Origin of the sequence: Actinomadura kijaniata NBRC 14229, from assembly GCF_001552175.1 — a bacterium.
Classification (GTDB): Bacteria; Actinomycetota; Actinomycetes; order Streptosporangiales; family Streptosporangiaceae; genus Spirillospora; species Spirillospora kijaniata.
Window position 1 is genome coordinate 75,547 of the sequence record NZ_BCQR01000024.1, and the last position, 17,294, is coordinate 92,840.

Below are 17,294 nucleotides of genomic sequence, written 5' to 3' on the forward strand. Positions count from 1 at the left end.
GCCCTCCTATCCTGGATCCCATGAGCCCCCGGAAGAACCGCCGTGTCACCCCCCAACGCCCGCCGGGCGGCTCGTTCCGCGAACAGCAGACCGAGGAGGGCCCGGACGGCGAGTGGCACGTCCGCCAGGTCCCCGGCGCCAACGCCACCAAGCACTACCGCTGCCCCGGCTGCGACCAGCTGATCCCGCCGGGCGTCGCCCACCTGGTGGCCTGGCCCGCCGACGGCCTCGGCGACGCCGACGACCGCCGCCACTGGCACCGCCCCTGCTGGCAGGCGCGCACCCGCCGCGGCCCGCGCGTCCAGCGCACCCGCGACGCCCCCCGTTACGGCTGACGGCCGCCGCCCGCCGCGGCCGCGAAAGCCCGGCGGGACGGCCCCCCTAAACGCGGGCGACCGATCACGGCCACTCGGGGCCTTCGGCGCCGATCCGGGGTGACGATTGGCTGACCGCCGGGTACCGGGCGGATGTCGGGGACGTCAACGGGGAGGCCGCGCCACCATGACCGTGCAGTTGTACGCCAGGGACGTCGGTACCGGCACGCCACTCGTCCTGCTGCACGCGTTCCCGCTGTCGTCGGCGATGTGGCTCGCCCAGCGGGAGGGGCTGGCCGGCCGGTTCCGGGTCGTCACCCCCGACCTGCGCGGGTTCGGCGGATCGCTGCTCGGCGACGACGAGCCGTCGATCGACGCGATGGCCGACGACGTCGCGCGCGTGTTCCGGCGGCTGGGCGTGCAGCGGGCCGTCGTCGGCGGCCTGTCGATGGGCGGGTACGTCGCGATGGCGCTGTGCCGCCGCCACCCCGACCTGGTCCGGGGGCTGGTGCTGGCCGACACCCGCGCCGGGGCCGACACCGACGAGGTCCGCGCGACCCGGCTGCGGCAGGCCGAGACGCTGGAGAACGAGGACAGCGTGCGGGTGCTGGTCGAGGAGGTCCTGCCCCACCTGGTGGGCCCCACCACGTTCCGGCAGCGCGCCCTGATCTACGGGCGGGTGCGCGGCCTGGTCCAGGCCACCCCGCCGCGGGCCGCCGCCTGGGCGCAGCGGGCGATGGCCGCGCGCGGCGACGCGTTCGAGACGCTGCGCGGCCTGAAGGTGCCCGCCCTCGTCATGGTCGGCGCGGAGGACGTCCTGGCCACCGAGGAGGAGGCGCGCGTCATGGTGGACGCCCTCCCCAACGCCGAGCTGCAGGTCATCCCGCGCGCCGGGCACCTGTGCGCCGTCGAGCAGCCCGACCTGTTCAACCAGGCCGTCGCCGAGTTCACCACCGCCCTCGCCCGCACCGGGGAGTGACCCCTACAGCGTCTCCTGGCGGGGCAGCACCACCTCGCGGATCAGCAGCGCGATCGCGGCGGCCGTCGGGATCGCCAGCAGCGCGCCGACGACGCCGAGCAGCGTTCCGCCGATCAACGCCGCCACGATCGTCACCGCCGGGGCCACGTCCACCGTCCGCTTCATCACGCGCGGGTACAGCAGGTAGTTCTCGATCTGCTGGTACGCGACATAGAAGATCACCGCGATGATGCCCTCGGTGGTGCCGGTCAGGAACGCCACCGTGCACACGACCACCGCGCCGATCGTCGCGCCGACCAGCGGGATCAGGTCCGTCACCGCGACGATCAGCGCCAGCGCCAGCGCGTACGGCACGTCGAGGATGCGCAGGAAGATGTAGGACGTCACGCCCGCGATGAACGCGATCGTCGACTGCCCCGCCACGTACCCGCCGATGCGCTCCAGGATCTCGTCGCCCAGCAGCGCCACCCGGGCCCGCCGGGAACGCGGCGCGAGCTGGTAGAAGAACGTCTTGATCTGCGGCAGCGAGCTGAGGAAGTACAGCGTCAGGATCAGCACCGTCAGCAGCTGGAAGGTGCCCGACAGCGCCTGCTTGCCGACGTCGAGGGCGTGCTTGGCCAGGCTCTCCTGGAACTTCGCGTCGCTGATCTTCGCCTGGGCCTGCTCCAGCAGGCGGTAGCGGCGGTCCCACTCGGCGATCCGCCGGTTGGTCTGCAACTGCTCGATGTAGTGCGGGACGCTCTTGGCCAGATCGGTGATCTGCTCGGTGAGCGGCGGGATCAGCGAGGCCACGAACCCGGCGAAGAACAGCAGCACGCCGAGGAACACCACCCCGACCGCCCAGCCGCGCGACAGGCCCACGCGCTTCAGGCGCTCCACCGCCGGGTTCAGCCCGACCGCCAGGAACATCGCCACGACGATCATCACGATCACCGACCGGACGCTGGTCACCGCGCGGACCAGCATCCACGCGGTGATCACGCCGAGCGCGGCGGTGAAGCCGAACACGAACGGGTGCGCCTTGCCCAGCGGGAGCCCCGGCCGCCCGAACGGGAACCGCTCCTCCACCCCCGCCTCGATCTTGCGCTGCTCGATGTCGTGCGCGGGGTCGGGCGCGGCGTCGGGATCGACGGTGCGCCGCGCCTCCGCCCGGGTGATCGGCAGCGGCCGTTCCCCCTCCGCCGAAGGGCTCTCGGCCTGGTCCTCCCCGGTGTTCTCCCTGGTGTCCACGGCGGTGTCGCCGGGGGAGTCCGGCGGCGGCGGCACGTGCCCCGGCGGCACCGATCCGCCCGCTCCGGTGCGGCGCGGCTCGGCCGCGTCCGCGGTGGAGGCCTCTTCCTCGGGGACCGCTTCGGACGCGCCCTCGCCGGGGGACGCCGAACGGTCCTGTGAGGGCTTGTCGTCGGGCACGCCGTTCTCCTTACCTCGTCGCGTCATCCGATGGCCGGGGGGAGGGGACCTGATGGATGAGACGCCAAAGAGCCTAAAGGCAGTTTCCCGCCTTCAGGCTCTTTGTCGTTCGCGGATACGGCGCCGGCCGGTGAACGGCCCGGATCAGGCGGCCGTCACTCCTGCCACCAGTCCTCGTCGTCCTCGTCCTTCTTCGCCCCGCCCTTGGCGGCGGTGGGCTTGGCGCCCTGCTGCTTGGCCTGGGCCTGCTGGCCGCCCTGCGGGGCCGCCGCGGGCTTGGCCTCGGCGGCCGGGATCGCCTTCTCGACCGGGGCCGGAGCGGGCTCCTCGGGGGCGCCGCCCAGCGCCGGGCCGACGCCGCCGATGAGCTGGCGCAGCTGGTTGAGGTGGCTGGTGATGCTGTCGCGCTGGCGGGTCAGCTCGTCCACCTGGCGCTGCGCCTGGGTGCGGATCCGCTCGGCCTCGGCCTTGGTCTCGGCCAGCAGCTGCTCGGCCTGCGCCTTGGCCTCGGCGATGACCTGGTCGGAGTTCTTGCGGGCGTTGGCCATGAGCTGCTTGGCGTGCTGGTCGGCCTCGCGCCGGGTCTGCTCGGCCTGCTGGGTGGCCTTGGCGGCGCGCTGCTCGGCGGAGGCGGCGCGCTGCTCGGCCTCGGCGACCAGCTTCTGGGTGGCGGCCTGCGCGGCGGAGTGCCGCTCGGCGTCCTGCCGGTCGGCCTCCTCGCGGCGGGCGGCGAGCTGGATCTCGAACTCGGCCTCGGCCTGGGCGCGCTGCGCCTCGGACTCCTCCAGGATGCGCTGCGCCTGGGCGCGCATCTCGTCGGCCTGCCGCTTGGCGGTGGTGAGGATCTCGTCGCGCTCGCGCTTGGTGGAGGCGCGCAGCTGGGCGACCTCGCGCTCGGTCGTGGTGCGCAGCTTGGCGATCTCGCGCTCGGCGGCGGCGCGCTTCTCGGCGACCTCGTGGTCGGCGGTGGCGCGCAGCTTGGCGACCTCGCGCTCGGTCGTGGAGGTCAGCTCGTCGGCCTCGCGGCGGGCGGCGGTGCGCACCTCCTCGGCCTCGCGCTCGGCGGCGTTGCGCATGTCGTCGCACTCGCGCTGGGCGGTGGCGCGCAGCTCGGCGGCCTCGTTCTCCGCGGTGGCGCGCAGTTCGGCGGCGTCGACCTTGGCCGCGGCCTTGATCTCGTTGGCCTCGCTGCGGGCTGCCTGGACCAGCTCGGTGGCCTGCTCCTCGGCGAGCCGCAGCAGCTGCTCGATGCGGGCGCCGAGACCGGAGTAGGTCGGGCGCTCCTGCTCCTGGAGCTGACGGTGGGCGTCCGACAGCTCGCGCTGGAGGGCCTGCGTCTGCTCGCGGGTCTGGCGGACCTCGGTGTCGAGCTGCTTGATGTGCTCGTCGACCTGGTGCCGGTCGTAGCCGCGAAGCACCACGTCGAACTCGCGCGGGGGCGTGTCTTCAAAGAAGTTGCTGAGCTGGGCGTCGATGTCGGACTGCATGTGGCTCAATCCTGATGTGACGGGGCTACGGGTGGGGACCATCCCCGCCATGGGGCGGGGAGCGCGTTTGTACCGGGGACCGGTTGATCGCCTGGCTGAACGGGCCTCGGGCCCCAGACCTCATCCGGCGAAAGCAGCGTACTCCGCGAGCTGCCGTGTTGGGGGCTCATCTTGGCGCACTGCGTGGATTGTCGGGTTTGTCATTACCGGTGGGAACGCGTGTGGTGACAGGGGCTCTGGCCTGCAAATGCACCAGAAGTGGCGGAACGGTTACAGAACGGCGCGCCCACCCCGTCCCCGGCCCGCTGTGATATCGATCACGTCACGATCGTCCCATGGCATGGCAAACCATGGGACGGCGGTACGCCGCTCTTGCCCCGCCGCTAGCCCTTCTGCACCAACTCGGTCAGCACGCCGTGGCAGTCCTTGGGGTGGAGGAAGGTGATCCGTGACCCCATCGACCCCCGCCGCGGCTGCTCGTACAGCACCCGCACGCCCCTGGCCCCGATCCCGTCGGCCTCCTCCTGCACGTCCCCGTCGGTCCCGAACGCGATGTGGTGGACGCCCTCGCCGTTCTTCGCCAGCCACTTGGCGACGGTCGAGTCCTCGCGGATCGGCGTGATGAGCTGGATGTAGGAGGCCGCCCCGTCCCCGGTGTCGTTGATCTTCAACATGGCCTCCCGGACGCCCTGCTCCTCGTTCACCTCGTAGTGCACGTCGGTGAACCCGTAGGTCTCCCGGTAGAACTCGACGGTCGCCTCCAGGTCGTGACAGGCGATCCCGATGTGGTCGATGCGGGTCAGCACGGGGCGTCCTCCTCGATGCGGGGCGGGTTCCGCTGAGTATCGTGGCAAACGTCGCCGTACAACCCGCATGGAGGCCCCCGAATGTCCACCACGTCCGTGATCGTCGCCGGAGCGCGCACCCCCATCGGCCGTCTGATGGGGTCGCTGAAGGACTTCTCCGCCGCCGACCTCGGTGCGCACGCCATCAGGGCGGCGCTGAGCCGCGCGGGCATCACCGGCGACCAGGTCCAGTACGTCATCCTCGGCCAGGTGCTCCAGGCCGGGGCCGGGCAGATCCCCGCCCGGCAGGCCGCGGTCAAGGCCGGGATCCCGATGAACGTCCCCTCGGTCAACGTCAACAAGGTCTGCCTGTCGGGCCTGGACGCCATCGCGCTGGCCGACCAGCTCATCCGCGCCGACGAGTTCGACATCGTCGTCGCGGGCGGCATGGAGTCGATGACCCAGGCCCCGCACCTGCTGCCCAAGTCGCGCGGCGGCTACAAGTACGGCTCGGTCGAGGTCCTGGACCACATGGCCTACGACGCGCTGACCGACGCGTTCGACGGCGTCTCGATGGGCGAGTCCACCGAGCGGCACAACGCCAAGCTCGACATCTCGCGCGAGGAGCAGGACGAGTTCGCGGCGCGGTCGCACCAGCGCGCCGCCGAGGCGATCAAGAACGGCGTCTTCGACGAGGAGATCGCGCCCGTCGAGATCCCGCAGCGGCGCGGCGAGCCGGTCGTGTTCGCCAAGGACGAGGGCGTGCGCGCCGACACCACCGTGGAGACGCTGGGCCGGCTGCGCCCGGCGTTCAGCAAGGAGGGCACGATCACCGCGGGCTCCTCCTCGCAGATCTCCGACGGCGCCGCCGCCGTGGTCGTGATGTCGAAGGCCAAGGCCGAGGAGCTGGGCCTGACCTGGCTCGCCGAGATCGGCGCGCACGGCAACGTCGCCGGTCCCGACAACTCGCTGCAGTCCCAGCCGTCCAACGCGATCAAGCACGCCCTGTCCAAGGAGGGCCTGGCGGTCGACGACCTGGACCTCATCGAGATCAACGAGGCGTTCGCGTCGGTCGGCATCCAGTCGATGCGCGACCTGGGCGTCGGCATGGAGAAGGTCAACGTCAACGGCGGCGCGATCGCCCTCGGCCACCCGGTCGGCATGTCCGGCGCCCGCATCGTGCTGCACCTGGCCTACGAGCTGAAGCGGCGCGGCGGCGGCGTGGGCGCCGCCGGCCTGTGCGGCGGCGGCGGCCAGGGCGACGCGCTGATCCTGCGCGTGCCGTCCGCCTGACACCCGTGACGACGGGCCCCGCGTTCTCCGCCGAACGCGGGGCCCGAGGTGTCCGTGCCGGATACGTTGGCCGGGGCGAGGGCCCGAGGCACTCCGGCTATGTCCGGGAGGCGCGCAGCAGGTCGCGTGCGGCCTCGCTGAAGGCCCGTACGCGCGCCGTCTCCGTCCGCCACACCAGTCCCCACTCCAGCCGGGGAGCGTCCTCGAACGGCACGTACACCACGTCCGGCCGCGCGTAGTAGCGCCTCGTCTGCGCCCCGACCGGGAGCACCCCCTGGTCCGCGCCGACGAGCGCCAGCAGCTCGTTGAGCGTGGCGGCGGGCGGCCCGTGGACGACGGGGCGGCCCGAGGGGGTCGTCGCGGGCGTGTCGAGCAGCGGCAGCACCGTCACCCGCGCCAGGTCCTCGACCGACACCGTCGCGCGGCGCGCGAACGGGTGCCCCGCCGCGACCGCCAGCACCCGCGCCTCCCGCACCAGCACCGGCCCCATGGTCAGGTCCGGCGCCTCCACCGGGAACGTCGTCAGCGCCACGTCCACCCGGTCCTCGCGCAGCCACGGCGCCACCTCGCCCCACTGCGCCTCCCGGACGCGCACCTCGCAGCCGGGCACCCGTTCCCGGAACAGCCCGGTCACCCCGACCAGGAGCTGCGCCGCCGCCGCGCCGACGAACGCCGCCCGCAGCGTCCCGGTGAGCCCCCGCCCGGCCGCGACCGCCTCCTGGAACGCGGCGCCGATCTCGTCCCAGGCGGGCCGCACCCGCTCGTACAGCCGCCGCCCCGCGGCCGTCGGCTCCACCCGGCGGCTCGTGCGGTCGAACAGCGGCGCGCCGACGCGCCGCTCCAGCTTCCGGACCGTCTGGCTGACGCGCGCGGTGGAGACGTGGAGCCGTTCGGCGGTGCGCCCGAAGTGCAGCTCCTCGAAGAGCGTCAGGAACGTCTCCACCTCGTGCCGCTCCAGCATGACCGCCTCCCCGACCGTTAACCGTGGCTTCACGATCGTCGCACGGGAACCCCTTGGTCGCCGCCCTCCTCCCGGCGAGGCTGGACGTCATGTACGTCACCGAGACCACCGCCCTGACCACCGGAACCGACCCGCGCGACCGCGTCGAGGCCATCGACGCGCTGTACCGCTTCGCGCTCGGCCAGGACCTCAAGGACGCCGGGCTGTTCGGGTCCGCCTTCACCGCCGACGCCACGCTGGACTTCCGGCCCGCCGCCGCGCGGTGGGGGGCCGAGCCGCCCGTCATGACCGGCCGCGACGCGATCGTCACCACGATCCTGGGATCGTTCACCGGCCGCGTGGACACCACCCACCAGGTCGCCAACCCGCGCGTGGCGGTCGACGGCGACACCGCCCGCCTCACCGCCCTGGTGGAGGCCCAGCACCTGCTGACGGCCGACCACTCCGTCCACGCCCTGCTGAAGAACCTCTACGACGTGGAGCTGGTCCGCGACGGCGACCGCTGGCTCATGCGCCACGTCCGCATCGCCAACGTCTGGTACACCGGCGACCCGGGGGCCGTCTTCGGCTGACCGGCTACTGGCCCCCGGCCTGCTGGATCGTGACCTTCTTGAAGCCCAGCGCCTTGAGCATGTTCTCCAGCATGAGCCTGGTGTTCTGGTCGGCGCGCTCGCGCAGCCCGCTCGCGGTGGCGGCGTCCTGGATCTTCTGCGCGGCCAGGACGTTGAGCTGCTGCTGGTCGGCGGGGTTGCTGCTGAAGAAGTCTCCCACCCGGTCCAGCAGGCCGCGCTGGGTCGAGAAGACGTAGCTCTTCTTCGGGTCCAGGTTGGCCCTCTCCAGCTCGGCGCGGGGGAGCTTCACGGTGACCTCGGTGCGGTCGGCGTTCATCGTGATCGCGCCCGAGCCCAGCTTGGAGAAGTCCACGTAGGCGTCGACCGAGCCGTTGCCGACGAACAGGGTCCGCTGGCCCTTCACCGACGCGGGCAGCCAGGCCGCGTCCTTCTCCAGGTCGACGATCACCTGGTAGTTGCCGCTGGCGGCCTCGAACCGCGACAGGTCCCGGATGGACTGGAGCACCGCCGGGCTGCTGCGGTCCTTGTCCTCGGTCGCGAACGGGTTCAGCCAGTCCGGCGCCATCCGCAGGGCCTGCTGGAACAGCAGGACCGCCACCACCCCGACCACGACCAGCAGCAGCGCCGGACCCCATCCGCCGCGTCGGCGGCGCGCGGGGCGGTCGGCGGGGGCGTCCTCGCGGGGGGCGTCCTTGGCGGGGGCGGTGTTCTTCTCGGGGCGTGCCATGGGGGAGGCATTCCCCGCAGGGCCGCCTCCTCACCTCGCCCGTGTGACCGACACCATAGGCGTGGACGAAACACTCGCCGGGACACGGTACGTTGGCCACCCGTGGACATCGTGCGCGCTTTCCGACTCGTCTCGATCGTCGAGGCGGTCTCCTTCCTCGTGCTGCTTCTCGTCGCCATGCCGCTGAAGTACCTGGCGGAGATCCCGGCGGCCGTGTCGATCGTCGGCCCCATCCACGGCATCCTGTGGATCGCCTACGTCGCCCTGGTCCTCGTGGTCCGCGCGCCGCTGCGCTGGGACGGCAAGCGCACGGTCCTGGCGCTGATCGCGTCGGTGCTGCCGGTGGCGCCGTTCTTCGTGGAGCGCAAATGGACCACCCCCGCCGAGCCGGTGGGCCTCGGCAAGTGATGGGTTTCTGCACGGCCGCGTCGGGTCTGGGGGGAACCGGCGCGGCCGTGCAGATCTGAACGGATCTGAACGGATCTGACACCGGGGCCCGGACACCGGGACCCCTCTGTCAACGGTCGTCGGGCCGCGTCCTCACGGGCGCGGCCTTCTTCGTCCGGGGGACCCGGACGCGGGAACGACCCGGCCGGAAGTCGGCCGCGCGCAGCGAGCAGGTCCGGTAGGCGGCGAAGTGGGCGCGCAGCCAGGCGCGCCGCCGGTCCTCGTTCCACGCGCCGAAGCGCCGCACCGCGTGCGCGTCGGGCAGCGCGGGCAGCGCCTCTCCCACCAGCCACGCGTCCACCAGCGCCCGGTACCCCGCCGCCGGGACCGGGCACGTCCGCGCGACGACGAGACCGTCCCGGATCTGCCGCACGGCCCGCGCCTCGTACCCCGGCGTCAGCTCGTCGCCCAGATGCACCACGGCGACGCCGCCCGCCACCCGCGCGGGCTCGGTCGGCGGGCGCTGCTCCACCCGGGCGAACTCGCCCGGCGTCCCCGTCAGCCGGGTCGCCAGCGGCGTCACCGCCGTCGTCAGCGAGGGCAGCGCCTCCCGCAGCGCCGGATGCACGCACACCGTCAGCGGCCACTCCCGGCACACGTGCTCCACCGGAACGGCCGCCACCGCGCGCCCGTCCGCGCTCTCCAGCCGGAAGGTCGCCACCACGACCAGCCCCACCGCCACCGCCAGCGGGAGCAGCGGCAGCGCCCGCCGCGTCACCCACGCCACGTATCCCAGCACCAGCACGGCCGTCAGGCCCGCCGCCCACACCACCTGGTCGGCCAGCACCCCGGTCCGCAGCTGGGTGAACAGCCCGACCCGGCCGAACACCGCCGGCGGCAGCAACCCCACCCACGAACCGCCCGGCGCCCGCAGGGACGACCACGCGACCGCCGCCAGCCCCACGGCCACCGGCGTCGCGGCGCGCGGCGCGACCCGTCCGGCCAGGTACCCGGCCACCACGTGCAGCACCAGCGCCGCCGCCCCCGCCGACGGGCCCAGCGGATGCGGACGCCCCGCCTCGTGCCGCGACAGCGTCTCGGCCACGATCACGGCCGTGACCCCGGCGTGGGCGACCAGCGCCGCGCCCGACAGCAGCATCAGGTCGTGCAGCGCCCCGGTCGCGGGGGAGCGGGGCGACAGGTCCCGGACGTGGTCCAGCCGTCGTTCCCGCAGCGCCGCCCACGCCGCCAGCGCCGCCGCGACCGGGCCCAGCAGCCGCACCGCGTCGCCCAGCGCGACCACCGAGTTGTCCCAGTAGCCGACGCCGGGCACCAGCGACAGCCACGCGGTGACCGCCCCGAGCCCGGCCAGCAACGGCACCGCGACCAGCAGCGCCGTGCGGCGCGCGTCGAGCCGCAGCACCCGCCCCAGCTCCGACACCCGGCCGGAGCCGGGAGCGGGGCCGGGGGCCGGGCCGGGAGCGGGGCCGGTCACCGGTGGCCGCGCCGGGTCAGACACCTGCGCCGCTCCCCGCCGTCAGCAGGGCCAGCCGCAGCCGCCGCGCCACCCGCCGCCGGTCCGGCACGGGGATGACGAGGGGACGCGCCGCGCGGATCCGCCCGGTGGGGGCGGGTTCGGTGTGGAGCGGTCCCATCGGGACGGGGTCCGCGCACGCGGCGTCCGGCAGCTCCGTCAGCCGTCCCCGCGCCAGCGCGAACAGCCGGTCGCACCACCCCGCCAGCGACTCGGCGGCGTCGGCCGCGACGACCACCGACGGGGCCAGCGTCCGCACCACCGGCACCAGCTCGGCCGCCGCGGCGGCCTCCAGCCCGGCGAACGGGTCGTCCAGCAGCACCAGGTCCGGTTCGTGGACGCAGGTCGCCGCCAGCCCGGCGCGCAGCCGCACGTCCGGCGGCAGCAGCCCCATCTCGGCCCCGGCGGCCTCGGACAGCTCGAACCGTTTCAGGACGGCCCGCACCTGCGGTTCCCGCACCCTTTTGTAATAGGCGGCATAGCGGACGAACTCGTCCACTTTCATGGCGTCCGCCCATGAGAAGCGGCCGGGAAGATAGCCGATCCGGGCGCGCACCGCGCGCAGCCCGGTGGAATTCCCGGTGTTCTCGCCGAGAATCTCAAGCTCGCCGACATGTGGTCGGCGCAAGGTCGCGAACGTGGCAAGCAGAGTGGATTTACCGGCGCCTCGTTGACCGGCCAGGCCGGCCACGCCTTCGGCGATGCCGAAGGCAGCCGGGCGCAGGAGCCACCGCCCCCCGCGGCGGACCCCCATCCCTCGGGCCACGATCGCGGAATAACCCGCGATCACTTCTTACCCCCCGTTGTTCGCCCGTGCTCGCAAACGGCACGCGGCCGGCCCCGTGGCTTTCCCCCCGCCACCGGGACCGCGCCGCAATCGTTTTACCGTCGAGCCGGGCATCGACATCGCGACTATAACCAGGCTTGGTCTCGACTGTCAGCCCGCTTTTGACGTTGCCCGCCGGGGCCGCGATTCTTTGCCATCCTGGAAAAGGAGATAATTCGCGGGGATGGCCCGTTCCGCCCGGCCCGTCCCCCGGTGCGCCCCGCGTCCCGCGCGTCGCGGAAGGCGGGCTCCGCTCCCAGCGGACGCGGGCCCCGGCGACGGGGACCATGAGGCAGGATGGACCCATGCCTTCTCGGGACTTTTCGTTGCACGGGGCCATCGACCTGGGCGCCCGCCAGGTGGCCATGAAGAAGCAGCAGGAGCGCCGGGCGCAGGCCGCCCAGGCGCAGACGCCCGGCGGACCGGCCGCGCCCGCCGGGGCCGGCCCGTTCGTCATCGACGTCACCGACCAGAGTTTCAACGCCGACGTCGTGGAACGCTCGCGGACCGTTCCGGTGCTGGTCGACTTCTGGGCCGAGTGGTGCGGGCCGTGCAAGCAGCTCGGGCCGATCCTGGAGAAGCTCGCCAACGAGGCGCAGGGCCGGTGGATCCTCGCCAAGGTCGACGTGGACGCCAACCCGCAGCTCGGCGCGTACATGCAGCAGCTCGGCATCCGCGGCATCCCGTTCGTCGCGGCGGTCGTCGCCGGGCAGCTGCTGCCCTTCCTCAACGGCGCCGCCCCCGAACCGCAGGTCCGGCAGGCCATCGACCAGCTGTTCGACGCGCTGCGCACCGAGGGCCTGCTGCCCGAGGACGCGGGCGCCCCCGCCGCGGACGCGGCCGAGCAGCCCGCCGCCGACCCGATGTACCTGGAGGCCGAGACCGCCCTGCAGAACGGCGACCTGGACGGCGCGCGCACCGCGTTCCAGAAGATCCTGGACGTCAACCCGCAGGACGAGCACGCCCGCGGCGGCATCGCGCTGGTGGACCTCAGCCTGCGGGTGCGGACCGTGAACGCCCAGCAGGTGATGGCCGACGCCGAGCGGAACCCCAGCGACGTGACGCTCCAGACCCAGGCCGCCGACGTCGAGATGGTCTCCGGCCGGATCGACGAGGCGTTCCAGCGGCTGGTCGACACCGTCCGCCGCACCGCCGGGGACGACCGCGACGCCGCCCGCAAGCACCTGCTCGGCCTGTTCGACGTGCTGCAGCCGGGCGACCCGCGCGTCGGCAAGGCCCGCCGCGCCCTCCAGTCGGCGCTGTTCTGACGCGTTCCGAAGGGCCGTCCCCGTGCCCGCGTCCTCCGGAGCGCGCCGCGTTCCGGAGGGCGGCGGCCCGGGGCGGACCTGTGGGACGCGACAAGATGGAACGCGACAATTCTGTCCGGTGAACCGGATACCGCAGCGGACCGGTGAGCGTATGCTCGGAGACGACGACCGCGCCCGCGCGACCCGACCGAAGCACCCTTCACCCGGGTTGATCCGCCGTTCCGCGTCCGGGCCGCCCGGTCCGGCCGGTGTGGCGCGCCGCCGTCCGCGGCCCCCGAGACCGCCACGGCGACGATGATCTCTTTGCCGGGCGGCGGCCCCCGGCGGCAGGTCCCGCGTGGGACGATTGCGGGCGGGACAAGGACGTACCCGGAACCTCGAGGGAGCAAGTCGTGGCCAGCGTGCCCAGCGTGTCGTACTCCATCACCGTCCGGCTGGAGGTCCCCGCCGGGGGCAAGGCCGTCAGCCAGATCACGCACGTGGTCGAGAACGCCGGGGGCATCGTCACCGCGCTCGACGTCAACACCGCCGCCCACGACGTGCTGCGGGTCGACGTCACCATCGCCACCCGGGACACCGAGCACGCCGAGGCGATCGCCGCCGCCCTGGAGACCCTGGACGACGTCAAGATCCACAAGGTCTCGGACCGCACGTTCCTGATGCACCTCGGCGGCAAGATCGAGATGCAGTCGAAGGTGCCGCTGCGCACCCGTGACGAGCTGTCGATGGCCTACACCCCCGGCGTCGCCCGGGTGTCGCTCGCCATCGCCCGCAACCGCGAGGACGTCCGCCGCCTGACCGTCAAGCGCAACAGCGTCGCGGTCGTCACCGACGGCTCGGCGGTGCTCGGCCTCGGCAACATCGGCCCCGAGGCCGCCCTGCCGGTCATGGAGGGCAAGGCCGCGCTGTTCAAGCGGTTCGCCGGGATCGACGCCTGGCCGATCTGCCTGGACACCCAGGACACCGACGAGATCGTCCGGACCGTGCAGATCATCGCGCCCGCGTTCGGCGGCATCAACCTGGAGGACATCTCCGCGCCCCGCTGCTTCGAGGTCGAGGCCCGGCTGCGCGAGCTGCTGGACATCCCCGTCTTCCACGACGACCAGCACGGCACCGCGATCTGCGTGCTGGCCGCGCTGACCAACGCGCTGCGCGTCGTCGGCAAGCGCATCGGCGAGGTCCGCATCGCCATGGCGGGCGCGGGCGCGGCGGGCACCGCCATCCTGAAGCTGCTCATGCACGCCGGGGCCCGCAACATCGTCGTGTGCGACTACCGGGGTGCGGTCCACCTCGGCCGCGACGACCTGGACGACTCGCTGCGCTGGATCGCCGAGCACACCAACGCCGACGGCTACTCCGGCGACCTGCGCGGCGCGGTCAAGGGCGCCGACGTGTTCATCGGCGTGTCCGCCCCCGGCATCCTGACCGGCGACGACATCGCCGCCATGAACGACGACGCGATCGTGTTCGCCCTGGCCAACCCCGAGCCGGAGGTCTCCCCGGACGAGGCCCGCGAGCACGCCGCCGTCGTCGCCACCGGCCGCAGCGACTACCCCAACCAGATCAACAACGTGCTGGCGTTCCCCGGCGTGTTCCGCGGCCTGCTCGACGCCCAGGCCAACGGCGTCACCCAGGACATGCTGCTGGCCGCCGCCACCGCCCTCGCCGAGGTCGTCACCGACGACGAGCTCGGCCCGAACTACATCGTGCCGAGCGTCTTCCACCCCGAGGTCGCCAAGAGCGTCGCGGGCGCGGTCCGCGAGGCCGCCGGCGGCCGCCCCCGCACCGAGGCGTGACGGTCCGAACCTCCCCGGCGGTTGAGCCCTTCTCGCGGGCTCAGCCGCCGGTGCGTCTGACGGGGGTGGACCAGTCGCCCCGGCCGCTGGTCGGCCACAGCCAGCCCCAGAACAGCACCACCAGGCCGCCCGCCAGCCCGCCCACGGCCGTCATGACGCGCGCGTTACCCACCGCGCCGGTCTCGGGGAGGCGTTCCCGCTCCTCGGGGGCCTCCTTGCGCGGGGCGGAGCGCGCCGGGGCCTTCTTGCCGCCCTTGCCCCTGGCGACCCCGTCCTTGCCTTTGACGGCTCCGTCGCCGTCCTCCTCTTCGTCCGTGGTCGGCTGACCCTTGGCCGGTTCGTCCGTGGTCGGCTCGCCCTTGGGCGGTCCGTCCGCGGTCGGCTTCGCGCTGGTCGGGCCGCCCTTGGCCGGACCGGTGCCGACCGGGGCGGTGCCGGTCGGGGTGGTGCCGGTCGGGGTGGTCCTGGCGCAGTCGGCGGTGCGGGTCGCGCGGGCCAGGGTCCGGCCCTCGGAACGGACGGTGAGCTCGACCGGCTCGTCCTCGGTGAGCTGGGCCAGGCCGTCGATGACGCCCCCGGCGGGGACCCGTTCGAGGCGGACGACCCGGCCGTCCTGGAGCAGCTCGTAGTCGATCGGCCGGCCGGTGGGGTTGCGGACCACGACCGGGGCCTGGCGCGCCGGGCAGCGCGCCTCGCCGATCGTGGCCGTCAACCCGGCCGGCTGCACGGTCGGCGCGAGCGCGGTCGAGGTCGCCAGAGCAGCCCACAGCAGCACGTCGTCCCCCGCTTCCGGAACGCCCATGTCGGGCGGAACGATCACCTCGTCGGATTACTCACCCGATCCGGACGGCGGACACCCAAAGGGCGGGAACGGTACCGCACGGGTTTCTTGACCCGCCGTCAGTCGCCCTTCCTCCCGGCGAACAGCCGGTCGCGCCGCCGCGGCCAGATCCCGCCGTACCAGAAGATGATCAGACCGGTGATCATGGCCGCGCCGCCGGTGGCCGCGCGCGCCCACAGCACCGCGTCGTCGGGGCCGGTGCGCGGCAGCCGCGTCCGGGTCGGCGACGGCGTCGGGGAGCCCTTGACGCAGTCGGCCCGCCGGGTCTCGGTCAGCACCGGCTCGTTCTTCCACGTCACCTGGATGCGGGTGGAGCGGTTCTCCCGCAGCCGCAGCGTGACGACGCGGGACGCGCCCGGGGCGACCGTCCGGGCGATGGCCGGGGAGTCATCGTTGCGCTCGATGCCGACGTTCTCGGTCTGCGAGCCGTTGTTGCGGATCGTCACCTCGACCGTCCGCGCCGGGCACCGCACCCGGCCGATCGTCGCCTCGACCGTCTGCGCCGGCGGGGAGGTGGGCGGCGCCGTCGTGGCCGGGGGAGGCGTGGTGCGCGGCGGTGTCGTGGTGGTGCGGGTCGGGGTCGGCGAGGGGGAGGTGCGGGTGGGGGTGGGGGACGTTCCGGTGGGGGATCCGGTCGGGCTGGTCGTGGTGGCGCCGGGAGCGCCGGACGCCCGCGACTCTCCGGTCGTCCTCATCAGGGCGGGGATGGCGATCAGCGCCCCGATGACGAAGAACACGGCTGCGATGACGACCCTGGGCAACTGCATCGCGTCCTCCCCGCCGCCCGGCGCGCCGGGGGCGCGCACCAAGCGGATGGCCGATGATCCTAGATCGTTTTTAACCTAGGTCCCTCTTGTGCCGGTACCCCTCATGTCGGGGATGCATGACAGGCTAAGCCGACGGACCGGTGTGCCGCCGGGGGTCCGCGCAACGCATGATGGTCACCATGGAAGACGGCATCAGGGTGGGGCTCCTGCTCGTGGCGACCCCTCAACTGGACGATCCCAACTTCAGGCGCAGTGTCGTTCTGGTCGTCGAGCACGACGCCGAGGGCGGAACGCTGGGGGTTGTCCTCAATCGGCCGACCGAGATCCCGGTGGACCGGGTGCTGCCGCCGTGGGCCGATCTGGTGACCGGCCCGTCGGTCGTCTTCCAGGGCGGCCCGGTGGCGCTGGACAGCGCGCTGGCGCTGGCGCGGCTGCCCGGCGAGGACGAGCCGCTGGGCTGGCGGGCGCTGGACGGCGACCCCTCGGTCGCCCGCGTCGGCCTGGTGGACCTGGACGCGCCGCCCGCCCTGCTGGCCCCCGAGGTCATCCAGCTCCGGGTGTTCGCCGGATACGCGGGCTGGTCGGCCGGCCAGCTCCACGAGGAGGTCGCGGACGGGGCCTGGTACCTGGTGCGGGCCGAGGCGGGCGACGTGTTCGCGGGCGACCCCGACGGCCTGTGGCGCTCGGTCCTGCGGCGGCAGGGCGGCGACCTGGCGTTCGTCTCGACTTTCCCCGACGACCCGACGCTGAACTAAGGTGGAACGCGTGAGCACGAAGATCCTTCCCGAGAGCGACGTACGGCCTGACCTGTCGCACGGCGACGGCGACCACGAGCGGTTCGCCCACTACGTCAAGAAGGCCAAGATCACCGAGAGCGCCGTGACCGGAACGCCGGTGGTCGCGCTCTGCGGCAAGATCTGGGTGCCGAACCGGGACCCCAAGAAGTACCCGGTCTGCCCGGAGTGCAAGGAGATCTACGAATCCATGCAGTCGGGCGGCGGTGACTCGGACAAGTAGGCGGACCCGGACGGGTGACCGCCCTGCGGGGCGGACGGCGGCGACCCGCGGGCGCGGTCGCCGGACATGACGTGATCCTGTGCCGGTCGGGGGCGAGCGGCACAGGATCGCGACGTTTCTGACTCGGGGGAATCATGGAACGAGCCAAGATCACCGCAGGCTGCGCGCTGGCCGTCACTTTCTGTGTCATGTTCGTGGCGGCCGGTGACCGTTCGGGGGGTGGAACGGCGCGGCCGGTCGCGGCCGGGGCCGACTGCGCGCCGGACGGCGCCGCCGCGAACGCCCGGACGCGGGGCGGCGGGCCCCGGCGGGACCACGCCGACCTGGACC

At 73.4% G+C, this 17,294-nt stretch carries 19 protein-coding genes; 10 read left to right on the forward strand and 9 right to left on the reverse strand.

Translation table 11 applies throughout. The annotated features are described in order from the left end of the window. Positions 1-20 precede the first annotated feature (20 nt). Together AKI01S_RS09180 and AKI01S_RS09185 are read left to right on the forward strand one after the other, a co-directional pair. The gene (locus AKI01S_RS09180) at positions 21-335 is read left to right on the forward strand and encodes an Rv1322 family protein (protein ID WP_067813927.1); all 315 of its coding nucleotides are present in this window, start codon (positions 21-23) and stop codon (positions 333-335) included. 166 nt (positions 336-501) lie between these two features. After that, positions 502-1,293, forward strand: a complete 792-nt coding sequence (locus AKI01S_RS09185; protein ID WP_067813929.1) for an alpha/beta fold hydrolase — start codon at positions 502-504, stop codon at positions 1,291-1,293. A 3-nt stretch (positions 1,294-1,296) separates the two neighbouring features. Here the strand turns inward: AKI01S_RS09185 and AKI01S_RS09190 are convergent, their stop codons facing one another. The 3 genes from AKI01S_RS09190 to mce all read right to left on the reverse strand — a co-directional run bounded on the left by AKI01S_RS09190 (position 1,297) and on the right by mce (position 4,996). Further along, positions 1,297-2,703 (reverse strand): AI-2E family transporter, encoded by a 1,407-nt coding sequence (locus AKI01S_RS09190; RefSeq protein WP_067813931.1) that lies wholly within the window; start codon positions 2,701-2,703, stop codon positions 1,297-1,299. A 155-nt stretch (positions 2,704-2,858) separates the two neighbouring features. Continuing rightward, positions 2,859-4,190 (reverse strand): DivIVA domain-containing protein, encoded by a 1,332-nt coding sequence (locus AKI01S_RS09195; protein WP_067813933.1) that lies wholly within the window; start codon positions 4,188-4,190, stop codon positions 2,859-2,861. Positions 4,191-4,573: 383 nt separating this feature from the next. After that, positions 4,574-4,996 carry a methylmalonyl-CoA epimerase gene (mce, locus tag AKI01S_RS09200; protein ID WP_067813936.1) on the reverse strand — a complete coding sequence of 141 codons (423 nt, stop codon included), beginning with the start codon at positions 4,994-4,996 and terminating at the stop codon, positions 4,574-4,576. Between the two features lie 81 nt (positions 4,997-5,077). Here mce and AKI01S_RS09205 point away from each other — a divergent pair, with 81 nt between their 5' ends. Continuing rightward, entirely contained in the window at positions 5,078-6,268 is a 1,191-nt protein-coding gene (locus AKI01S_RS09205; protein ID WP_067813938.1) for an acetyl-CoA C-acetyltransferase, read from the forward strand. Between the two features lie 97 nt (positions 6,269-6,365). On the opposite strand, the gene AKI01S_RS09210 is transcribed toward AKI01S_RS09205, so the two are convergent. Continuing rightward, complete coding sequence (locus AKI01S_RS09210) at positions 6,366-7,229, reverse strand: LysR family transcriptional regulator (RefSeq protein WP_067813940.1); 864 nt, start codon at positions 7,227-7,229, stop codon at positions 6,366-6,368. An 89-nt stretch (positions 7,230-7,318) separates the two neighbouring features. Here AKI01S_RS09210 and AKI01S_RS09215 point away from each other — a divergent pair, with 89 nt between their 5' ends. Then, the gene (locus AKI01S_RS09215) at positions 7,319-7,801 is read left to right on the forward strand and encodes a nuclear transport factor 2 family protein (RefSeq protein WP_067813970.1); all 483 of its coding nucleotides are present in this window, start codon (positions 7,319-7,321) and stop codon (positions 7,799-7,801) included. Between the two features lie 4 nt (positions 7,802-7,805). Here the strand turns inward: AKI01S_RS09215 and AKI01S_RS09220 are convergent, their stop codons facing one another. Next, the gene (locus AKI01S_RS09220; protein WP_067813942.1) at positions 7,806-8,528 is read right to left on the reverse strand and encodes a DUF4230 domain-containing protein; all 723 of its coding nucleotides are present in this window, start codon (positions 8,526-8,528) and stop codon (positions 7,806-7,808) included. 111 nt (positions 8,529-8,639) lie between these two features. Here AKI01S_RS09220 and AKI01S_RS09225 point away from each other — a divergent pair, with 111 nt between their 5' ends. After that, complete coding sequence (locus AKI01S_RS09225; protein WP_245681536.1) at positions 8,640-8,936, forward strand: DUF3817 domain-containing protein; 297 nt, start codon at positions 8,640-8,642, stop codon at positions 8,934-8,936. 109 nt (positions 8,937-9,045) lie between these two features. Here the strand turns inward: AKI01S_RS09225 and AKI01S_RS09230 are convergent, their stop codons facing one another. Both AKI01S_RS09230 and AKI01S_RS09235 read right to left on the reverse strand, forming a co-directional pair. After that, the gene (locus AKI01S_RS09230) at positions 9,046-10,434 is read right to left on the reverse strand and encodes a hypothetical protein (RefSeq protein ID WP_174567366.1); all 1,389 of its coding nucleotides are present in this window, start codon (positions 10,432-10,434) and stop codon (positions 9,046-9,048) included. Continuing rightward, positions 10,427-11,203 carry an ATP-binding cassette domain-containing protein gene (locus AKI01S_RS09235; RefSeq protein WP_245681537.1) on the reverse strand — a complete coding sequence of 259 codons (777 nt, stop codon included), beginning with the start codon at positions 11,201-11,203 and terminating at the stop codon, positions 10,427-10,429. The genes AKI01S_RS09230 and AKI01S_RS09235 overlap by 8 nt, the downstream gene beginning before the upstream one ends. Positions 11,204-11,580: 377 nt before the next feature. Here AKI01S_RS09235 and AKI01S_RS09240 point away from each other — a divergent pair, with 377 nt between their 5' ends. After that, positions 11,581-12,543: a tetratricopeptide repeat protein gene (locus AKI01S_RS09240; protein WP_067813949.1), complete on the forward strand. Its 963-nt coding sequence runs from the start codon at positions 11,581-11,583 to the stop codon at positions 12,541-12,543. A gap of 392 nt (positions 12,544-12,935) precedes the next feature. Further along, a complete protein-coding gene (locus AKI01S_RS09245) occupies positions 12,936-14,339 on the forward strand; it encodes an NAD-dependent malic enzyme (protein WP_067813951.1) in 1,404 nt (467 codons plus the stop codon). Positions 14,340-14,379: 40 nt separating this feature from the next. On the opposite strand, the gene AKI01S_RS09250 is transcribed toward AKI01S_RS09245, so the two are convergent. Next, on the reverse strand, positions 14,380-15,141 hold the full coding sequence (locus tag AKI01S_RS09250; RefSeq protein WP_157419737.1) for a hypothetical protein: 762 nt from the start codon (positions 15,139-15,141) through the stop codon (positions 14,380-14,382). Positions 15,142-15,239: 98 nt separating this feature from the next. Next, complete coding sequence (locus AKI01S_RS09255; RefSeq protein ID WP_157419738.1) at positions 15,240-15,947, reverse strand: hypothetical protein; 708 nt, start codon at positions 15,945-15,947, stop codon at positions 15,240-15,242. A gap of 179 nt (positions 15,948-16,126) precedes the next feature. Between AKI01S_RS09255 and AKI01S_RS09260 the strand changes: the two genes are divergently transcribed. The 3 genes from AKI01S_RS09260 to AKI01S_RS52755 form a co-directional block, all read left to right on the forward strand. Further along, a complete protein-coding gene (locus AKI01S_RS09260; RefSeq protein WP_067813972.1) occupies positions 16,127-16,702 on the forward strand; it encodes a YqgE/AlgH family protein in 576 nt (191 codons plus the stop codon). 10 nt (positions 16,703-16,712) lie between these two features. Next, on the forward strand, positions 16,713-16,964 hold the full coding sequence (locus AKI01S_RS09265; protein ID WP_067813975.1) for a DUF3039 domain-containing protein: 252 nt from the start codon (positions 16,713-16,715) through the stop codon (positions 16,962-16,964). 134 nt (positions 16,965-17,098) lie between these two features. After that, positions 17,099-17,294: hypothetical protein (locus AKI01S_RS52755; protein ID WP_218009608.1), on the forward strand; the 196-nt coding region annotated here is incomplete at its 3' end.